General features: G+C 68.2%; 16 protein-coding genes. 6 read left to right on the plus strand and 10 right to left on the minus strand.

Annotated elements, in window-relative coordinates:
* Nucleotides 1-12: 12 nt before the first annotated feature.
* From WG898_RS13110 to WG898_RS13130, 5 genes are all read right to left on the minus strand, one after another.
* The gene (locus WG898_RS13110) at nucleotides 13-2,655 is read right to left on the minus strand and encodes a TonB-dependent receptor (protein ID WP_339603242.1); all 2,643 of its coding nucleotides are present in this window, start codon (nucleotides 2,653-2,655) and stop codon (nucleotides 13-15) included.
* 407 nt (nucleotides 2,656-3,062) lie between these two features.
* On the minus strand, nucleotides 3,063-4,232 hold the full coding sequence (locus WG898_RS13115; protein WP_339603243.1) for an ABC transporter permease: 1,170 nt from the start codon (nucleotides 4,230-4,232) through the stop codon (nucleotides 3,063-3,065).
* Nucleotides 4,229-5,386 (minus strand): ABC transporter permease, encoded by a 1,158-nt coding sequence (locus WG898_RS13120; protein ID WP_339603298.1) that lies wholly within the window; start codon nucleotides 5,384-5,386, stop codon nucleotides 4,229-4,231. Before WG898_RS13120 ends, WG898_RS13115 begins: the two co-directional genes overlap by 4 nt.
* A 16-nt stretch (nucleotides 5,387-5,402) precedes the next feature.
* On the minus strand, nucleotides 5,403-6,086 hold the full coding sequence (locus WG898_RS13125; protein WP_339603244.1) for an ABC transporter ATP-binding protein: 684 nt from the start codon (nucleotides 6,084-6,086) through the stop codon (nucleotides 5,403-5,405).
* A 13-nt stretch (nucleotides 6,087-6,099) separates the two neighbouring features.
* On the minus strand, nucleotides 6,100-7,365 hold the full coding sequence (locus tag WG898_RS13130) for an efflux RND transporter periplasmic adaptor subunit (RefSeq protein WP_339603245.1): 1,266 nt from the start codon (nucleotides 7,363-7,365) through the stop codon (nucleotides 6,100-6,102).
* 78 nt (nucleotides 7,366-7,443) lie between these two features.
* Here WG898_RS13130 and WG898_RS13135 point away from each other — a divergent pair, with 78 nt between their 5' ends.
* Entirely contained in the window at nucleotides 7,444-7,947 is a 504-nt protein-coding gene (locus WG898_RS13135) for a CAP domain-containing protein (RefSeq protein ID WP_339603246.1), read from the plus strand.
* A gap of 57 nt (nucleotides 7,948-8,004) precedes the next feature.
* On the plus strand, nucleotides 8,005-9,078 hold the full coding sequence (locus tag WG898_RS13140) for a GGDEF domain-containing protein (RefSeq protein ID WP_339603247.1): 1,074 nt from the start codon (nucleotides 8,005-8,007) through the stop codon (nucleotides 9,076-9,078).
* Here the strand turns inward: WG898_RS13140 and WG898_RS13145 are convergent.
* From WG898_RS13145 to WG898_RS13165, 5 genes are all read right to left on the minus strand, one after another.
* A complete protein-coding gene (locus WG898_RS13145; protein WP_339603248.1) occupies nucleotides 9,050-9,703 on the minus strand; it encodes a response regulator in 654 nt (217 codons plus the stop codon). The genes WG898_RS13140 and WG898_RS13145 overlap by 29 nt on opposite strands.
* 142 nt (nucleotides 9,704-9,845) lie before the next feature.
* Nucleotides 9,846-11,105: a sensor histidine kinase gene (locus WG898_RS13150; protein ID WP_339603249.1), complete on the minus strand. Its 1,260-nt coding sequence runs from the start codon at nucleotides 11,103-11,105 to the stop codon at nucleotides 9,846-9,848.
* Between the two features lie 67 nt (nucleotides 11,106-11,172).
* Nucleotides 11,173-12,303: a tRNA 2-thiouridine(34) synthase MnmA gene (mnmA, locus tag WG898_RS13155; protein ID WP_339603250.1), complete on the minus strand. Its 1,131-nt coding sequence runs from the start codon at nucleotides 12,301-12,303 to the stop codon at nucleotides 11,173-11,175.
* Nucleotides 12,304-12,367: 64 nt separating this feature from the next.
* Complete coding sequence (locus WG898_RS13160; protein WP_339603251.1) at nucleotides 12,368-13,111, minus strand: substrate-binding periplasmic protein; 744 nt, start codon at nucleotides 13,109-13,111, stop codon at nucleotides 12,368-12,370.
* 71 nt (nucleotides 13,112-13,182) lie between these two features.
* Nucleotides 13,183-13,668, minus strand: a complete 486-nt coding sequence (locus WG898_RS13165) for an NUDIX hydrolase (protein WP_339603252.1) — start codon at nucleotides 13,666-13,668, stop codon at nucleotides 13,183-13,185.
* Between the two features lie 110 nt (nucleotides 13,669-13,778).
* On the opposite strand from WG898_RS13165, the gene WG898_RS13170 reads away from it, so the two are divergent.
* From WG898_RS13170 to WG898_RS13185, 4 genes are read left to right on the plus strand one after another with little or no spacing between them, the layout of a single operon-like run.
* Nucleotides 13,779-14,909 (plus strand): Re/Si-specific NAD(P)(+) transhydrogenase subunit alpha, encoded by a 1,131-nt coding sequence (locus WG898_RS13170; RefSeq protein ID WP_339603253.1) that lies wholly within the window; start codon nucleotides 13,779-13,781, stop codon nucleotides 14,907-14,909.
* Between the two features lies 1 nt (nucleotide 14,910).
* Nucleotides 14,911-15,225 (plus strand): NAD(P) transhydrogenase subunit alpha part 2, encoded by a 315-nt coding sequence (locus WG898_RS13175; RefSeq protein ID WP_339603254.1) that lies wholly within the window; start codon nucleotides 14,911-14,913, stop codon nucleotides 15,223-15,225.
* Nucleotides 15,222-16,646, plus strand: coding sequence for an NAD(P)(+) transhydrogenase (Re/Si-specific) subunit beta (locus tag WG898_RS13180; protein WP_339603255.1), 1,425 nt, complete (start codon nucleotides 15,222-15,224; stop codon nucleotides 16,644-16,646). The genes WG898_RS13175 and WG898_RS13180 overlap by 4 nt, the downstream gene beginning before the upstream one ends.
* Before the next feature lie 5 nt (nucleotides 16,647-16,651).
* Nucleotides 16,652-18,607 carry a sensor histidine kinase gene (locus WG898_RS13185; RefSeq protein WP_339603256.1) on the plus strand — a complete coding sequence of 652 codons (1,956 nt, stop codon included), beginning with the start codon at nucleotides 16,652-16,654 and terminating at the stop codon, nucleotides 18,605-18,607.
* Nucleotides 18,608-18,612 lie beyond the last annotated feature (5 nt).

Raw genomic sequence — 18,612 nt, forward strand, 5'->3', positions numbered from 1 at the left:
AGCGACGCTGACTTAGAACTCGTAGCCTGCGCGCACGTAGTAGCTGCGGCCCACGGCGTCGGCGAAGCGCGGGTCGTAGCCGGTCTGGAAGGTGGCGTTTTGACGCGAGAACGGCGGCTCGGTGTCAAACACATTGCGCACGCCGGCCGTCAGGGTCACGCCCTTGACGGGCTTCCAGCTGCCGTAGACATCCCAGATCGAATCGGCCGGCACCGTGTCCTTCTTGTTCTGGTCCAGGTAGCCGGTGCGATAGCGGTTGGTGGCGCCGAGCGCGTAGGCGCCCTGGCTCCAGCCGAACGTGATCGCGTGCGACCAGCGGAAGATCGGGTTGGTGCCGACATAAGCGCCTTCGTTCTCGTTCCAGGCGCCGCCGGGCTCGTCCTGGTAGTTGTAGCGCACGACATAGGTGCCGTTGGCGTTGACCGTGAAGGTGCCGGCATCGGCGGTGCGCAGGCGGTAGTTCAGGCTGGCGTCGATGCCGTTGGTGATCACGCCACCCAGGTTGAGCGTGGGGTTGAAGATATAGCCGCACTTCGGGCCGGGGCACAGCGAGCCGTCGGTGGAGAGCGAGCCGTCGGGGGCGCGGCGGAAGCTGTCCTTGTACTTGACCGGGTCACCGAAGATGGTGGTCTCGGGCAGCACGCCGATCGAGTCCTTGATGCGCACCCACCACAGGTCCATGCCCAGGCTGAGGTCGGCCACCGGCTCGAACACCACGCCCAGCGTGGCGTTCTTGGCGGTTTCGGGACGCAGATTCTTGTTGCCGCCGCCCAGCGTCATGAACTGGGTGCCGCAGTTGTTGGCCTTGGGCGCGCCGGGAATGGGCTTGCCGTCCGGGCAGCGCAGCGGATCGTCAAAGGCGTTGCCGGTGTTGGTATAGGTCTGCGGCGCGTTCAGGTCGTACAGCGAGGGGGCACGGAAGCCGGTCGAATAGCTGCCGCGCAGCAGCAGGTTCTTGCTCGGCTGGTAGCGCAGGCTGAACTTGGGGTTGGTGGTGTTGCCGAAGTCGTTGTAGCGGTCGTGGCGCAGGGCCATGCCCAGCTCCAGGCCCTTGAGCAGCGGCAGGGCCAGCTCGGCATAGACGGCGCTGACCTTGCGGCTGCCGCGGTTGTCGATGGCCGGGTCATAGCCGGTGCTGGCGATCACCGTCTCGGCAAACTCGGTGTTGGCCTTGTTGACGAAGTTCTCCTTGCGGAATTCGCCGCCCAGCGCCAGCGTCGCGTTGCCGGCACCCAGCCAGTCGCCCAGCTCGGTGCTGGCCGAGGCGTCCACCGTGCTGACCTTGCCGGTGCCCGAATACAGCATGCCCCTGGCGGCGGCCTTGGCGATCAGCGCCTTGCCGGCGTCGTCTTGTGCGCCGAAGGGGTTGATGATGCCGTCGCGCACGCCGGGGGTGATGATGGTGCCGTTGGTATAGCCGCCGGTCAGGAAGTTCTTCACCTCGTTGGTGTTGTGCGAGACGCCGACCTTGTAGTCCCAGTTGGCCAGCGTGCCATCCAGCGCCAGCAGCAGGCGCTGCTGGGTGTTGTCGGACTTGTCGGCACGGCCGCCGCTGACCTCGTCACGCCACTTCACGGTGATGGGCTGGCTCAGGTCGATGCCGGCCGACGCGGGTGGCAGCGGGGTGATGCCCTGGCCGGGGAAGTACTTGGTGCCGGGGTTCATCGTCAGTGCGCCATAGGGCACGCCGGCGACCACGGTCTTGTTGATGCTGGAGGTGCGGAAGTATTCCAGGCTGGCCAAATGGCTGCCGCCCAGGTCGACGCTGGCCTTCACCAGGCCCGACATGCGCTCCTGCTCGGGCACCAGCTGGACCAGGCGTGAGTAGGAGTACAGGCAGCCACTGATGCCGTCAGGCAGCACCAGGGGGGGCGCGCACTTCGGGCCGATCGGGTTGACGCTGTCGCCCTCCTGGAAGTAGTTGGCCGGGAAGGGCGAGCCCGAGGTCTTGGGCGTCTGGCGGTCCACATAGGGTCGCTGGCTGGCCTGGATGGGCTTTTGCTTGGAGGCGTCGAGCAGCGCGTAGATGTTGAAGCCGTCGCGGCTGAGATCGCCATAGCCCAGGCTGGCATTGACGTTGTGCGACTTGCCGCCCTCGTCCTCGGGCGAGCTGTAGCCCAGCGTCAGGCTGCCGCCGCTGTAGCTCTTCTTGGTGATGAAGTTGATCACGCCGCCGATGGCATCGGTGCCATACAGCGAGGAGGCGCCGTCGCGCAGCACTTCGACGCGTTCCAGCGCAGCGAAGGGAATGGTGTTCAGGTCGGGTGCGGTGGCGTCGAGTGCGTTGTTGGCGATGCGGCGGCCGTTCAGCAGCACCAGGGTCTTGTTGCGGCCGATGCCGCGCAGGTCGGCAAACGCGGCGCCGCCCGATGCCGAACCCACGGCCTGCGAGCTGCCGGTATTGGACTGGCTGGCCGCCAGGCGTGCCACCACCTGTTCGACGGTGCTGATGCCCTCACTCTTGAGGTCAGACATCTTGATCACGGTCACGGGCACGGCCGTCTCGGCATCCACGCGCTTGATGGCGGAGCCGGTGACCTCGACGCGATCGATCTTCTGCGCTTCGGTTTGCGCCTGGGCCGAGGCAGCGGCCAGGGCGCTCAAGGCATAGACGACGGCCGCGCTGATGGCGCTGACCTGGGGTGATTTCAACATATCGGATGCTCCCGGAATCGTAGTGGTGGGTGACCAGGCCATAACCCCATGAATTGGTGGCCACTGTTGGTGGCAGCCGGCGGGGGCTTGGTGGCTCGCGAGTCTAGGAGCGCGAGCCGCGGGGTGCGCGCGCGGTCGCCTCCCCAAAAATTCTTTCGGCACCCATCGCGGCGAAGTGTTAGCCCATGCTGCCATGGGCCCGAGGTGGGCGCGGCGTGAGCGCGGCGCCTCCGATCGGTGCGTATCGGTACCTGCGAAATTGCCGGCGCTGCGCTTGGCATTCCGATGGCGCGCGGCTCGGTCCACCAAGCGAAGCCGTCGGCCTGGGCGCATAGCGCGCGGCCGAGGCGCGCAGTTGGTGCCCAGCGACAGTGGCCATGCTCGAAGCCAGGGCGGCGCGGCGCGCCTCAGGCCGCGCGCAGGCAGTCCACGATCTTCATGCGCGCGGCGCGCCAGGCCGGCACGAAGCCGCCCAGCAGGCCCATGAAGAGGGCGAAGGCGAGGGTCTGCCAGACGATGCGGCCGGTCAGCTTGAATTGAAAGGCCAGCTCGGCAAAGCTCTGGAAATTGGTGGTCGAGATGTTCACCGTCTGCATGCCGCTGGCCGCCAACAGGCCCAGCAGCCCGCCCACCAGGGCCAGCAGCAGGGCCTCGCACAGAAAGGCCAGCAGCACCGCGCCGCGCCTAAAGCCCAGGGCGCGCAGGGTGCCGATCTCGCCGGTGCGCTGCGCCACCGCGGCAAACATGGTGATCATGGCGCCGACGATGGCGCCGATCGAAAAGATGATGGACAGCGAGGTGCCCAGGTAGCTGATGAAGGTGGCCAGCGCCTCGCTCTGTTCGGCGTAGAACTGGATCTCGGGCTTGGCCTCGACCGTCAGGCGCGGGTCGGCCGCGATGGCGGCCTTCAGCGCCTCGAACTGGCCTGCGTCGCTGAGGCGGAACACGATGCTGGAGAAGGCATTGCGGCGGAAGGCCTGCAGCATCTGTTCGGCGTCGCCCCAGATCTCGGAGTCGAAGCCGGTGCGGCCGCTGTCGAACACGCCCACCACGCTCCAGTCGCGGCCGGCGAAGCGCAGCGTCTCGCCCAGCGCCGCGCCCTGGAAGCCCTCGGCCACGGCGCGGCCGGTGACGATCTCCGAGCTGCCGGGCCTGAACATGCGGCCCTGCACCAGCCGCACCTGGGGGCGCAGCTCCAGCCCGGTGGCGCTGGTGCCGCGCACCGTCACATTGCTGGGCTTGCCGCTGCCGCGTTTGGGCAGGTTGTTCAGCACCACCGGTTCCTTGCTCAGCAAGACCTGACCCCGGCTGCCTGTGGCGATGCCGGGCAGGCTCTCCAGGATGGCGGCCTGTTGCCGCTCGACGCCGCTGTTGATCTCGGCGCCGGCGCCCTTGCGCAAGGCCATCACATTGTCGGGCTGGCCGGTGGCCACCAGGGTCTGGCGTATGCCCTCGCTCATCATCAGCACGGTGGCGAACACATAGACCACCAGCGCCATGCCGCCAGCGGTGAGTAAAGTGGTGACGCGCCGCACCCAGAGGTTGCGGGCGATGTAGGCCAAGGGCAATAGCCTCATGCGACTTGCCTTAATCCAGCCACGATGCTGATGCGGCTCATCTTCCAGGCCGGCCAGGCCGCTGCCACCACGCCCACCAGCAGGGCCGCGAGCAGCTGCAGCGCCATGGTCAGCTCGGAGACCTGGAACACCGGGAACAGCGTGCCCACCGCGGCACGGAAGGCGGCGGCCAGCGGCAGGGTCACGAGCAGACCGCACAGGCCGCCCACCAGGGCGATCAGCAGGCTCTCGCCGAACAGCAGTTTGACGATGAAGCCGGGCCCGAAGCCCAGCGCCTTGAGGGTGGCGTACTCGGCCAGGCGCTCGCGTGCCGTCATCGTCATGGTGTTGGCCATCACCGCCATGATGATGACGATGATGATCAGGCTGACCGCCTGCACCGCCACCAGGATGGCCTCGCTCATCGAGACGAAGCTGAGCTGGAAGGCCGACTCGGTCTCGGTGAGGGTCTCGGCCAGCGAGTTCTTGAACAGTGCGTCGACGCGCTGCGAGATGGCCGCGGCGTTGTGCGGCTCGTTGATGCCGATCACATACACACCCACGAAATCGGCACGGCCCGGGTAGCGCTTGCGCAGGGTCTCGTTGATCAGGCCCCAGTGGAACAGCAGCTGGCTCTCGTCGGTCTTGGCCTCGGCGCCGTCCCAGATGCCGCGCAGCGTGAAGGTCCAGGTGCCCGGGTAGATGGTGCCGCGCAGGGGGATCTGGTCGCCGATCTTCCAGCCGAATTTGTTGGCCAGCTTGCGGCCCACCACGCAGCCCTGGCGGTCGCGGATGAAGGCCAGGCGCTCCTCGTCCTTGAGGCGGTACTCGGGGTAGAGCGCCAGATAGCTGGCCGGCTCGACCGCGAACTGCGGGAAGAAGTTGCGCTCGGTGATGTAGACGCCGCCGAACCAGTTGGCCCAGGAGACGCTGGCCACGCCGTCCACCGCCTTGAGGCGCTGCGCGTAGTTGAGCGGCAAGGGGAAGGTCAGCGAGATCGCGCTGCGGGACACCAGGCGCGTGCTGCTCGAGCCCTCGACGCCGGCATACCAGGCGTCGACGATGGTGCGCAGCAGGCCGAAGGCCGACACCGCCACCACCAGGCCCACCAGGGTCAGCAGGGTGCGCAGCTTGTGCCTGAAGGCATTGCGCAGCAGCAGCTTGAGGGTGAACAGCATCGCCGGTATCTGCTCAGGGCTCGTGCACCAGCACGCCCTTTTCCAGGTGGATGAGGCGGTGCGCGCGCGCCGCGGCCTTGGGGTCGTGAGTCACCATCACGATGGTCTTGCCAAGGCTGCGGTTGAGTTCGTCCAGCAGCGACAGCACCTCCTCGCCGGTGTGGCGATCGAGGTCGCCGGTGGGCTCGTCGGCCACGATCATGGCCGGGTCGCTGACCAGCGCGCGCGCGATCGCCACGCGCTGCTGCTGGCCGCCCGAGAGTTCGTTGGGGTAATGATCCATGCGGTCTTCCAGCCGCACCATCGCCAGCGCCGCCTCGGCGTGCGCCCGGCGCTGCCGGGCGCCGAGGCCGCTGAGCAGCAGCGGTAGCTCGACGTTCTCCAGCGCGGTGAGCACCGGCATGAGGTTGTAGAACTGAAAGATGAAACCGACGTTGGCGGCGCGCCAGTCGGCCAGCCGGCCCTCGCCGAGGGTGGCGATGTCGATGCCGCCGATTTCGATGCGCCCGCTGCTGGGCTGGTCGATGCCGGCGATCAGGTTCAGCAGCGTGCTCTTGCCCGAGCCGCTGGGGCCCATCAGGGCCACGAAGTCGCCGCGCTGCACCTCCAGCTCGATGTCCAGCAGCACCGGGATCTCCTGGCCGCCGCGCCGGTAGGACTTGCTCAGGTGGCTGATGCGGATGAGGGCCTCGGACATGCTGCGCTTTCTCTCACTTGGCGGCCAGCTTGACCTGGGCGCCGTCCTTGAGCTTGTCGCTGGGGTTGAGCACCAGGCGCTCGCCCGACTTGAGCGCCCCCGCCACCTCCAGCACATCGCCCAGCATGCGGCCCTTCTTCACCTCCAGCGCCTCCAGCAGCTCCTGCTCGCCGGTGCGCTTCAGGCGGAACAAATAACTTTTGCCATCGCGCTCCAGCAGCGCCTTGGGGTTGACGGCCAGCACCGGCTGCTGCTCGGCCTCGGTGGGGGCCTGGGACAGAAACGCCACCTTGGCGCTCATCTCGGGCAGGATGCGCGGGTCCAGTTTTCCCTCGAACTGCACCTTGGTGATGACGGTGGCCTTGGCGCGGTCCACCGTCGGCACGATGCCGCCGACGCGGCCGCGGAAGCGCTGGCCGGGCAGGGCGTCGAGCGTGATCTCCACCGGCTGGCCCTTGGCCGCCTTGGACAGGCTGCCCTCGGAGACATCGGCCTCCACCTCCAGCGTGCTCATATCGGCCATCGTCACCACCGCGCCCTGCGAGCCGGCGGCGTTGGAGAAGGGCGTGATGATGTCGCCCACATTGGCGTTCTTCAGCAGCACGATGCCGTCGAAGGGTGCGCGGATCTCGGTGAAATCGCGGTTCACCTCCTGCACCTTCAGCAGCGCCTGGGCCTGGCCCACGCCGGCCTGCGCCTGCGCCACGCCGGCCTGGGCGCTGGCCTGGGCGGCGCGCGCGGCATCAAGGCGGCGCTGCGCCGCCTCCATCGCCTGCGCCGACAAAAAGCCCTGGGCCTGCAGGCTGCGCGCGCGCTGGAATTCGGCCTCGGCATTGTTGAACTCCACCTCGGCCTGGCGCACGCCGGCCTGACTCTGGCGTTGCGCGGCCTCGGCCAGGCGCACGCCGGCCTGGGCCGTGCCTATGCCGGCCTGCACATCGCTGGCGTCCAGGCGCGCGATCAGCTCGCCCTTCTTCAGCAGCGAGCCCTCGCGCACCAGCAGCTCGACCAGTCGGCCGGTGGCCTTGGAGGCCACTGCGGCGCGGCGCTGCGCCACCACATAGCCCGAGGCGGTGAGCTGCAGGTATTGCTGCGAGGGCGTGCTCTGCAGCACCGTGGTGGTCTGCACTTCGGGCGTGCGCGGCGCCATGGCCAGGCCCGCGGCCGCCAGCAGCAGGGTGCCGGCCACGATCCAGCGCCAGGGCAGGCGCCGGCGCTTGCCTTCGCCGGCGGCCTGGCGGTCGATCTTCAGTTGCTTCAGCGAATTCGTCTCAGCCATAGCGATGAGCCTCAGTGGTGGCGCCGGGCGATGGTAGCCGCTGTTTTAGGATGCGGGCTTGATCTGAACGGGGATGCGATGTCGGGACGCTGGGGCTGGTGCTTGGCCTTCTGGGCGCTGGGGGCTGCGGCCCAGGGCGAGGTGCCAGCCTGCCCGGTCGGCCTGACGCCCGCGGCGGTGCTGCAGCGCCTGAACGCCCTGCGTGCCGAGCCGCAGCCATGCGCCGGAGCGGGGCGGCCGGCCGCGCCGGCCCTGCGCTGGGACTTGCGGCTGGCGGGTGCGGCCGAGGCCTATGCCGGCGAACTGGCCCAGCGCGACGCGATCAGCCATGTGGGCCGGCAGGGCCGCAGCCTGCGCGAGCGGCTGGGCGCCGCGGGCTATCTGGCGCAGGCGGCCGGTGAGAACCTGGTGGCCGGACCGGAAAGCCTGGATGAGGCGCTGCAGCATTGGCTGGCCAGCCCAGCGCATTGCCGGAACCTGATGGCGCCCGATCTGTTTGACGCCGGCCTGGCCTGCGTGGCCGCGCCGGGGAAGTATCAGCGCTTCTGGGTGCTGTTGCTGGGGCGTACGAGACCGGAGTAGGCTTGGGTCACGGGGCGCCGCGGCTGTGCGGCCGCCGGTTTCGACGAAAGGGCCCGCATGCAGTCAGCGCCGTACAACCTGATGCATGCGGCATCGACCCGGCTGCTGTACTGGGCCGCGCACCTGGTGCTGCTGGCTCAGGTGGGCTTGCTGGCGCTGTTCTGGCTGCTGGGCGCCTTGCAGATGGCGGCGGTCAGCCTGGCGGCGCTGGGGGTCTGTTTCCTCGCCATCGTGCTGCTGCGGCAGGGGCGCACATTGCCGGCCCTGCTGTTGCTGGGCATGGAGGTGCTGATGCACTCGGTGCTGGCCGTGCTGCTGCTCGGCTGGGCGAGCGGCTTCCACTACTACCTGTTTGCCGCCGTGCCGGTCACCATGGTGAGCCATCTGGAGAGCTGGCGCAGCAAGCTGGCGCTGTGCTTCGGCACCATCCTGGCCTATGTCGCGCTGGCCTGCTGGCGCGCTGGCGCCGAGCCCTGGTTTGCGCTCGACGCCACGGTGACGATGCGCCTGGGCCTGTTCAATCTGACCGCGACGCTCTTGGCCATGGGCGTGCTGGCGAGCCTGTACTCGCTGCAAATGCAGCGCGCGGAGCGGCAACTGCACGAACTCGCGACCACCGATCCGCTCACCGGCCTGATGAACCGCCGCAGCATGAGCGCTCAGCTGGCGCGCGAGAGCGCCAGGACGCAGCGCCGGCAGGAGCCCTTGAGTTTCGTGGTGCTGGACCTGGATCGCTTCAAGACGGTCAACGACCGTTACGGCCACTTGGCCGGCGACATGGTGCTGCGCCGACTGGGCGGGCTCATCACCGAAGGGGTGCGCGAGGTCGACCTGGCCTGCCGCTGGGGGGGCGAGGAGTTCCTGATCGCCCTACCGGGCACCGATGCCCAGGCCGCCGGCGCGGTGGCCGAACGCATACGCCAAGGCCTGCAGGCGCAAGCGATCGAGATTGAACCGGGCCTGTCACTGCCGGTCACAGCCAGCTTCGGCGTGGCCTGCCTGCGGCCCGCCGAGTCGGTGGACGGCGCCATCGGCCGCGCCGACAAGGCCCTCTACCGCGCAAAGGCGGCGGGGCGCAACCGGGTGGAGCTGGCCGACCCGCCTAGATCCAGCCCAGATCAATTGCCCTGAGCACCGCCTGGGTGCGGTCGCGCACGCCCATCTTGGAAAAAATCGCCGAGCAGTGGTTCTTGATCACGCCCTCGCTATTGCCCAAGAGGGTGGCGATCTCGGTGTTGGAGCGGCCGCTGGCCACCAGGCGCAGCACCTGCAGCTCCTTGGGGCTCAAGGGGTCGGGCTGCTCGGTGGCGCTGAAGGCGCGCTCCACATGGGTGCTCTGGCGCTCCATGCGTTCGGTGAGGGTGGGGCGCAGCGCGGTGCCGCCGGCGGCCACGTCGCGCAGCGCCTGCACCAGGGTGTCGGGGCTGATGGCCTTGAGCAGAAAGCCCTTGGCGCCGGCGCGCACTGCTTCGTCGAAAACCGCGGCGTCGTCGAAGGTGGTGAGCAGCACCACCGGAATCTTCAGCGCCCGCGCTGCCAGCGCGCGGATCAGGCCGGTGCCGTCCAGGCGCGGCATGCGCATGTCCGACAGGATCACATCGGGCTGCTCCTGCGCGATCAGCTCCAGCGCCTCGGCACCATCGGACGCCTCGCCAATGATGCGGATCTCCTCGTGCAGCGAGAGCAGGCCCTTGAGGCCTTCGCGCACCAGTTGCTGGTCTTCAACCAGCAGCACCTTGATTGCTTCAGCAGTCATCTCAGTTCTCCTTGCCTCTTGGCGGCAATCTATTCGCACGAATCCGATCAAGCCCAGCGGAGCCCGCGGATCCGGCTTTGCCGGTCCGACGGGCTTGCCCCCTTGAGGGGGCGCGCGCAGCGCGTAGGGGGAGGGCCGTCACCTATGCTCTCCTAGGACACATCAATTCGATCATGAAACCGGGGCTGTAGCGCAGCACCTGCATGCTGCCGGCGAGCTCGCCCATGCGCTCCTGCATGCCCTTGAGGCCATTGCCCTCGCGCAGCCTGGGGGCACCCTGGCCGTTGTCTTCGATGGTGACGCGCACGCGCTGTGCATCGCCCTCGCCCTGCACGCTCAGGCAGACCTCCACCTGGGTGGCGCGCGCATGGCGCACGCTGTTGGTCACCGCCTCCTGCACGCAGCGTAGCAGGGCATGGGCGGCGCGCGGCGAGAGGTCGCGCGCGGCCTCGTCCAGGCTGAGCGTGATCTGGGTGCTGGCAATGCCCTCGGCCAGGGTGTGGAGGGCGGTGCTGAGGTCGATGCAGGCCGAGTTGCGCTCGCGCGAGACGGCGGCGCGCACGTCGTCCAGCAGATGCGCCGCGCCTTCGCGCGCCTTGCCCACGGCCTGCGCCGCGGCGGCGGGGTCGGCGCGCTGCAGCAGGGCCTCGCTGAGCTGCAGATGCAGGTTCAGCGCGGTGAGGTGGTGGCCCATCACATCGTGCAGCTCGCGTGCCATGCTCATGCGCTCGGCATAGCGCATCTGCTCCAGCTGCAGGCGTTCGCCGCTGTGCTTCTCGGCCAGCATGGCCTGCAGCCAGCGGCGCTTCTCCGCCTCGGCGGCGGCCATGCGGCCCAGGCCGAAGGCCATGCCATGCAGGCCCACCATGGCCATCATCAGGCCCAGGCTGTTGACCCACCAGGGCGTGTCGCTGCGCAGCTGCTCCAGCAACTGGCCATCGCTGGGCAGCCACCAGTAGAGCGCCAGATTGATCGCCACCTGGCTGAGCGCAAACATGAAGGCGGCGCGCACGCGCAGCAGCACCGCCGCCAGCGCGGTGACCAGAAAGGGCAGGCCCGGCGTGACCGCCAGCGCCACCAGGTCCAGCAGCAGGATGCGCGGCAGGGCCTGAGGCGGCGGCTGGTCCATGCTGTTCTCGCGCGCCAGGCGCCAGAACTGGTAGGCAAACAGGCACACCAGGGTGAAGCTGGCCAGCACGATCAGCCGGTCGCCGGGCTCGCCACCGAAGCGCCGATAGAGATTGGCGAGCACGCCGTCATAGGCCTCGGTCTTGCGGCCCAGCAGTGCCCCGACGGTGGCGAACAGTTCCAGCAGGCAGACCGCCAACGCGGCAATGCGCAGCACGAAGGCGGGCTGCGCGATGCGGGCAAGCAGGCGGTCCAAGGCGTGGAGGGGGTTCACAGACGAAGGCGCGAATCTGCCACGGCGCGCAGGGTTGTGGATGTGCGCTTCGTCATGCTGATTCCCCTCAGATGGGTGGCGTCGCGATGGCCTCGGCGATCACGCCGCCGCCCAGGCAGACCTCGCCGTCGTAGAGCACCGCGCTCTGGCCCGGGGTGACGGCCCATTGCGGCTGCGCGAAATCGAGCCGGAACTGGCCCGGCGCGGGGCTCTCGGGCGTGAAGGCGCAGGCCGCATCGGCCTGGCGGTAGCGCGTCTTGGCGCCAAAACCTCCATAGACAGGCGGGCGACCGGTCCAGGAGATGTCGTCGGCGATCAGGCCGTGGCTCAGCAGCCAGGGATGCTCATGCCCTTGCACCACATAGAGGGTGTTGCTCTGCATGTCCTTGCGTGCCACGAACCAGGGTGCGTGTTGGCCACCGCCGCGCGGGCTGCCCTTCTCCTTCACGCCGCCAATGCCCAGGCCCTGGCGCTGGCCCAGGGTGTAGAAGGACAGGCCGACATGCTCGCCCAGCTTGCGGCCGCGCTCGTCCTTGATCGGGCCGGGCTGGTGCGCCAGATAGCGGTTCAGGAATTCGCGGAAGGGCCGCTCGCCGATGAAGCAGATGCCGGTCGAGTCCTTTTTCCTGGCGTTGGGCAGGCCGATCTCCTCGGCGATGCGGCGCACCTCGGTCTTGGCCAGCTCGCCCACCGGGAACAGGGTCTTGGCCAACTGCGCCTGGTTCAAGCGGTGCAGGAAGTAGCTCTGGTCCTTGAGTGGATCCAGGCCTTTCAGCAACTGCACCTGTCCGCCCTGCTCGCGCACGCGGGCGTAATGCCCGGTGGCAATCTTCTCGGCCCCGAGCCGCATCGCATGGTCGAGAAAGGCCTTGAACTTGATCTCGGCATTGCACAACACATCCGGGTTGGGCGTGCGGCCGGCCTGGTATTCGCGCAGGAAGGCGGCGAACACGCGGTCCTTGTAGTCGGCCGCGAAGTTCACATGCTCGATCTCGATGCCGATCACATCGGCCACCGCGGCGGCGTCGACGAAGTCGATGTTGGACGAGCAGTATTCGCCGTCGTCATCGTCTTCCCAGTTCTTCATGAAGATGCCCACCACCTCGTGGCCGGCCTGCTTCAGCAGCCAGGCGCTGACGGCGGAATCCACGCCGCCGGACAGGCCGACGACGATGCGTTGTTTCTGCGCGGAACTCATGGGGGCGGATTGTCCCGCATAGGCGGACGGCGGTCTTGCCAAGGGGCTTGGGGCCCCTGTCTATTCAGTCGACCGGATGCTGGCGCATATAGGCCTGCAGTGCGGCCTGGCGTATGGCGTCCAGCTCGCCGCTTGCCTGCAGCTTTTGCAGCACGGCCGCCAGGCGCGGCACGAGCTCGACATGCCGGCCGCTCAGGTAGTGATAGAGCAAATGCTCTTCCAGCGCCTGCTCCAGCCGTCTGAGCTTGCCCAGACGCCGCAAGGGCGGGGCCTGGTCGGGTTCGGTACAAAGGGCCAGGTCGGCGATGCCGGCATCCAGCAGCCTGAAGAGTTCGTTCACCGAGCCCGCCTCAACGCGCCGCGCGCCGGCCGGCAGCATCTGCTCAATGCGCAGCACGCCGCGCTGATACGCCACCCGCAGGCCCTGCAGCTGCGCCCAATCCTGTGGCTGCGCGAGCTTGGCGTCGTAGGTGTAGATGCGCACGGCCGAGGCATTGATGGGAGGGGCCACGCGCAACAGCCCTGGATGCGTCGTGGCGACATCGCGTACGCGATGCAGATTGCCGTCGAGCTCGCCGGCCAGCAAGGCTTGCAGCGCGCGCCGGTTGGGCAGCGCGACAAACTCCAGTGGCTGGCCAAGTTCCGCATAAGCGCGGCTCAGCACGGCCTCGCTGACGGCGGTGAGCGGATCGGAGTCGCGATCCCAGCTGCCTATGCGCAGCGGCAAGACCTGGGCCAGGGCGCTGCTGCAATAGCAACAACACAGCAGCGCCAGGATGGTGAGGAGGCGCGGTCGCAGTGCAGGCATGGTGTTGGCTCGGGCTGGGTGTGAGCGCCCGTTCGTTTCCTCATGAGTGTCGCAGCCTCGCGGGCAGCCAGCTAGGGCTGGTACAGCGAGCCATCCACATGCACCGCATCCAGCGGCAGGCGCCGGCCGGCCAGATGGTCTTCCACACAGCGCAGCACCAGCGGGCTGCGATGGTGCGCGGCCGTGCTGCGCAATTCCTCGACCGTCATCCAGAGCGTGCGTACGATGCCATGGTCCAGGGCCCGGCCCGGAATGGGCGCGCCCACCCGGCCGCTATAGGCCAGGCGCAGATAGGTCACGTCCTCCTGCCGCGCGGGCCGCGTGAAGCGCGCCATATAGAGACCCAGCAAGGCCTCGGGCACGAAGGCGCGCGCCGTTTCTTCCAGCGCCTCGCGCACCACGCCTTCAAGTGGCGACTCGCCCGGCTCCAGGTGGCCGGCCGGGTTGTTGAGCATCAACCCTTCGGGCGTCTCTTCTTCCACCAGCAGGAAACGGCCGCCTTCCTCGATCACCGCCGCGACCGTGACGCTGGGTTTCCATCGCACTTCGTTGTTCATGAACTGTCTCTTTCGCGCTTGTACGGGTGTCGAATGACATGCCTATTGTGTAAGCTCGCCGCCAGCTACCCGTATCCAGACGTTCCCAGGCCGCAAGGCGAGGAGGATTCATGCAGATAGGTGTCCCGCGCGAGAGCGCGGCCTCAGAGACCCGTGTGGCGCTCACGCCCGAGACGGCCAAGAAGCTGAAAAGCCAGGGTCATGTCTTGCGTGTGGAGAGCGGCGCCGGCCTCGCGGCCAGCATCACCGACGAGGCCTATGTGGCCGCGGGTGCCGAGATCACCGACCGCGCCGGGGCGCTGGGCGCCGAGCTGGTGCTGAAGGTGAGGAGCCCGAATGCCGAGGAGTTGGCGCTGATGAAGCCCGGCTGTGCCCTGGTGGGCATGCTGAATCCCTTCGACAAGCCCGGCCTGCAGGCCCTGGCCACGGCCGGCCTGACCAGCTTTGCGCTCGAGGCCGCGCCGCGCACCACGCGCGCGCAGAGCATGGACGTGCTGTCCAGCCAGGCCAATATCGCCGGCTACAAGGCGGTGATGATCGCGGCGGACCGCTATCAGCGCTTCTTCCCCATGCTGATGACGGCCGCGGGCACCGTGAAGGCGGCGCGTGTGGTGGTGCTGGGCGTGGGCGTGGCGGGCCTGCAGGCGATTGCCACCGCCAAGCGCCTGGGCGCGGTGATCGAGGCCTCAGATGTACGGCCCTCGGTGAAGGAGCAGGTCGAGTCGCTGGGCGCCAAGTTCATCGAGGTGCCTTACGAGACCGCAGAGGAAAAGGAAGCGGCCGAGGGCGTGGGCGGTTATGCCAAGCCGATGCCGCCGAGCTGGCTGGCGCGCCAGCAGGCCGAGGTGGCCAAGCGCGTGGCGCAGGCCGATGTGGTGATCACCACCGCCCTGATCCCGGGCCGCGCCGCGCCGGTGCTGGTGAGCGAGGAAATGGTCAGGAGCATGAAGCCGGGTTCGGTGATCGTGGACCTGGCGGCCGGCAAGGGCCCCGAGGGCCGCGGCGGCAACTGCCCGCTCACCGAAACCGACCAGACCGTGGTCAAGCATGGCGTGACCCTGGTGGGCGAGACCAATCTGGCCGCACTCGTCGCGGCCGATGCCTCGGCCCTCTATGCCCGCAATGTGCTGGACTTCCTCAAGCTCGTGATCAGCAAGGACGGCGCCTTCCAGGTGCCCATGGATGACGACATCGTCGTCGCCTGCCTGATGACGCAAGACGGACAAGTGAAGCGAGCCTGATATGGACACCGTATCTCCCACCCTGATCAATCTGATCATCTTCGTGCTGGCGATCTACGTCGGCTACCACGTGGTCTGGAATGTCACGCCGGCGCTGCACACGCCGCTGATGGCGGTCACCAACGCGATCTCGGCCATCGTCATCGTCGGCGCCATGCTGGCCGCGGCGCTCACCGAGACCGACCTCGGCAAGTTCATGGGCACCTTGGCGGTGGCGCTGGCAGCCGTCAATGTGTTCGGCGGCTTCCTGGTGACGCGGCGCATGCTGGAGATGTTCCGCAAGAAGGATAAGAAGCAAGCGGAGGCCAAGCAATGAGTCTGAACCTGGTTACCTTCCTGTATCTCGTCGCCAGCATCTGCTTCATCCAGGCGCTCAAGGGGCTCTCGCATCCCACCACCTCGATCAAGGGCAATCTGTTCGGCATGGCGGGCATGGCGATTGCCGCCGTCACCACCGGCGCACTGATCCTCAAGCTGGCGGGCGGCAATGCCTTCGGCCTGAGCTATGTGCTGGTGGGCCTGGTGATAGGCGGCGGCGCCGGCGCCTATATGGCCAACAAGGTCGAGATGACCAAGATGCCCGAGCTGGTGGCCTTTATGCACAGCATGATTGGCCTGGCGGCGGTGTTCATCGCGGTGGCCGCGGTGGCCGAGCCGCATGCCTTCGGCATCAGCGCCAAGGGCATGGCGATTCCGGTGGGCAACCGCATCGAGCTGTTCCTGGGCGCGGCCATCGGTGCCATCACCTTCAGCGGTTCGGTGATCGCCTTCGGCAAGCTCAGCGGCAAGTACAAGTTCCGCCTTTTCCAGGGCGCACCGGTGAGCTTTGCCGGCCAGCACATGCTGAACCTGGCGCTGGGTGTCACCACCCTGGGCCTGGGCGGCTACTTCGCCTGGAGCGAGAGCTGGGGCGCCTTCATGATCATCCTGGCGCTGGCCTTCGTGCTGGGCGTGCTTATCATCATCCCGATCGGTGGCGCCGACATGCCGGTGGTGGTCAGCATGCTCAACAGCTACTCGGGCTGGGCGGCCGCGGGCATCGGCTTCTCGCTCAACAACTCGATGTTGATCATTGCCGGCTCGCTGGTGGGCAGCTCGGGCGCCATCCTCTCGTACATCATGTGCAAGGCGATGAACCGCTCGTTCTTCAACGTCATCCTGGGTGGCTTCGGTGGCGAGGCTGCCACGGCGGCGGCGGGCGGCGGCGCGCAGCGCAGCGTCAAGAGCGGCAGCGCCGACGATGCCGCCTTCATCATGGGCAATGCCGAGAGCGTGATCATCGTGCCGGGCTATGGCCTGGCGGTGGCGCGCGCCCAGCATGCGGTGAAGGAGCTGGCGGCCAAGCTCACCGAGAAGGGTGTCAACGTCAAGTACGCCATCCATCCGGTGGCGGGACGCATGCCCGGCCACATGAACGTCCTGCTGGCCGAGGCCGAGGTGGCTTATGACCAGGTGTTCGAGATGGAGGACATCAATGGCGAGTTCGGCCAGGCCGATGTCGCCATCATCCTGGGCGCCAACGACGTGGTGAACCCTGCCGCGCATGTGAAGGGCAGCGCCATCTACGGCATGCCCATCCTGGAGGCCTACAAGGCCAAGACCGTGATCGTCAACAAGCGCTCGATGGCGGCCGGCTATGCGGGTCTGGACAACGAGCTGTTCTATATGGACAAGACCATGATGGTGTTCGGCGACGCCAAGAAGGTTGTCGAAGACATGCTGAAGGCCGTGGAGTAGCGGCGATGGGCGCTGGTGCCTGGGAGCCGGAGGCCACAAGCGCCACCGCCCCAGCGCGCCGGCTGGGTGGTTGGGCGCAGCTGGCGCTGGCCATGCTGCTGCCGGTCCTGCTGATGCTGGGCCTGCATGCACTCTCGCAGCGCTACAACACCGCGCTGCCGCCCGAGGTCTTGCGCCTCAGCCAGGCCTGGCAGTTCGCCGACGACAGCGAACTGCTGCCGGCGCGAGCGCCTGAACACGCGCGCCTCGTGACGCTGCCGTTTGCGCAGTCGCAGCTCAGGGGCGCGACCCTGGGTGCGAACTGGCTGCTGCTGGACTTCGAGCTCGGCCAGCCGGCGCAGACGCCGTTTCTGCTGAGCCTGCAGCACCGCCCCAGCGTCACCGCCTACCTGGACGGCGAGTTGCTCGCCTACTCCAGCGTGGGCGACGAGGTCGAGATCGCGCAGCGCGGCCTGATGCTGGGCAGCCGCAACCTGCTGGTAAATGTGCCGCCTTCGATGCTCGAGGCGGGGCCGCATCGGCTTGCGCTGCGCCTGTTCGCGCCGGGCTTCGAGGGCAGCAACCTCTCGCCGGTCTTGCTGGGGCCGGCCGAGGCGGTGCGCAGCCTGCAGGAAAGCCGGCGCGCCTGGCAGGGCGCGCGCCTGGTCACCGCGCTCAGCGGCCTCATCATCGGCCTGTTCCTGCTGATGGTCTGGCTGGCGCTGCGCCAGGAATGGCTGAACGGCGTGACCGGCATCTACTGCCTGCTGGCGGCCCTGCTGCTGCTGCCCTATCTGGCGGGCGCGCCGCTGCTGCCGGCGCCCTGGTGGCGCATGCTGCTGGACGCCGCCGACGTGATCTCCAAGGCGCTGATGCTGTTCCTGGTGGCGAAGCTGCTGGGCTGGCCGACGCGCTGGCCGCAGCGCCTTGCGCTGGCCTATGCCTTGCTGGGCCTGCCGCTGGACCTCTGGGCCGCCCATGCGGGGCTGGCCTGGACCGATTTCTCGCAGCCCTGGCCCTGGTGGGCGCTGGGCAGCCGCAGCATCGTCTTGCTGGTGGCTTGGGCGCTGGCGCTGCGCGCCGCCTGGCGCAGCGGCCGCCCGGTGCTGGGCATGGGTGCGGCGGTGGTGGGCCTGTCGGTGCTGGCCTGGATGTATGTGAGTTATTTCGCCCTGCTGGAGCGCGAGCGCTTCAGCGTGGTGGACGTGAATGTGGTAGGTTATGCCTGCCTCATCATGATGGCCGGCTTTGCGCTGCAGCGCCGCTTCGTGCATTCCTTGCGCGCCCAGAACCAGGCGCGCGCCGAGCTGGAGGCGGCGCTGGCGCAGCGCAGCGCCGAGCTGGAGGCACGTTACCGGGAGCTGCAGCACAGCGAGCAGCTGCGCAGCGCGGCCGAGGAGCGCGAGCGCCTCTTGCAGGAGATGCACGACGGCCTGGGTTCGCAGCTGCTGATGGCCAAGCTGGGCGCCGAACAGGGCATGGACCGCGAGACCCTCAGCCGCCTGCTCGACGATTGCGTGGACGAGATGCGCCTCACCGTCGACGCCCTGGCCATCAACGATGGCGATCTGAGCCTGCTGCTGGCCAACTTCCGCCACCGCATGGGCAAGCGCCTGGGCGCTGCGGGCCTGGAAGTGGACTGGCAGCTGGGCGACACGCCCGCACTGCCGCGCCTGATGGGCACGCATGGCCGCGATCTGGTGCGCATCGTGCAGGAGGCGCTCAGCAATGTGCTGCACCATGCCCAGGCCACGCGCGTGCGCTTTCGCACCCGGCTGACCGAGGATGGCGGCGCGGTGCTGCTGAGCATCAACGACAACGGTCGCGGTCTGCCCGAGGCACCGCGCGCCGGCCAGGGCCTGCGCAATATGCGCAAGCGCGCGCAGCGCATCGGCGCCGAGATCGCATGGCGGCCGGGCGAGGAGGGTGGCTGCGAGCTGTGCCTGTTGATACCGGTGGCGCCACTCGAGCGTGCGCTCTAAAGAGC

The sequence above is a fragment of the Paucibacter soli genome (genome assembly GCF_037482845.1).
GTDB lineage: Bacteria > Pseudomonadota > Gammaproteobacteria > Burkholderiales > Burkholderiaceae_C > Paucibacter_B > Paucibacter_B soli.

Bases quoted from the DNA above. Each gene is read 5' to 3' on its own strand.
- WG898_RS13180 (WP_339603255.1), top strand. From the start codon at position 15,222: ATGAGTCTGAACCTGGTTACCTTCCTGTATCTCGTCGCCAGCATCTGC.
- WG898_RS13160 (WP_339603251.1), bottom strand. From the start codon at position 13,111: ATGCCTGCACTGCGACCGCGCCTCCTCACCATCCTGGCGCTGCTGTGT.
- WG898_RS13145 (WP_339603248.1), bottom strand. From the start codon at position 9,703: ATGACTGCTGAAGCAATCAAGGTGCTGCTGGTTGAAGACCAGCAACTG.
- WG898_RS13125 (WP_339603244.1), bottom strand. From the start codon at position 6,086: ATGTCCGAGGCCCTCATCCGCATCAGCCACCTGAGCAAGTCCTACCGG.
- WG898_RS13115 (WP_339603243.1), bottom strand. From the start codon at position 4,232: ATGAGGCTATTGCCCTTGGCCTACATCGCCCGCAACCTCTGGGTGCGG.
- WG898_RS13170 (WP_339603253.1), top strand. From the start codon at position 13,779: ATGCAGATAGGTGTCCCGCGCGAGAGCGCGGCCTCAGAGACCCGTGTG.
- WG898_RS13185 (WP_339603256.1), top strand. From the start codon at position 16,652: ATGGGCGCTGGTGCCTGGGAGCCGGAGGCCACAAGCGCCACCGCCCCA.
- WG898_RS13130 (WP_339603245.1), bottom strand. From the start codon at position 7,365: ATGGCTGAGACGAATTCGCTGAAGCAACTGAAGATCGACCGCCAGGCC.
- WG898_RS13110 (WP_339603242.1), bottom strand. From the start codon at position 2,655: ATGTTGAAATCACCCCAGGTCAGCGCCATCAGCGCGGCCGTCGTCTAT.
- WG898_RS13140 (WP_339603247.1), top strand. From the start codon at position 8,005: ATGCAGTCAGCGCCGTACAACCTGATGCATGCGGCATCGACCCGGCTG.
- WG898_RS13165 (WP_339603252.1), bottom strand. From the start codon at position 13,668: ATGAACAACGAAGTGCGATGGAAACCCAGCGTCACGGTCGCGGCGGTG.
- mnmA (WP_339603250.1), bottom strand. From the start codon at position 12,303: ATGAGTTCCGCGCAGAAACAACGCATCGTCGTCGGCCTGTCCGGCGGC.
- WG898_RS13135 (WP_339603246.1), top strand. From the start codon at position 7,444: ATGTCGGGACGCTGGGGCTGGTGCTTGGCCTTCTGGGCGCTGGGGGCT.
- WG898_RS13175 (WP_339603254.1), top strand. From the start codon at position 14,911: ATGGACACCGTATCTCCCACCCTGATCAATCTGATCATCTTCGTGCTG.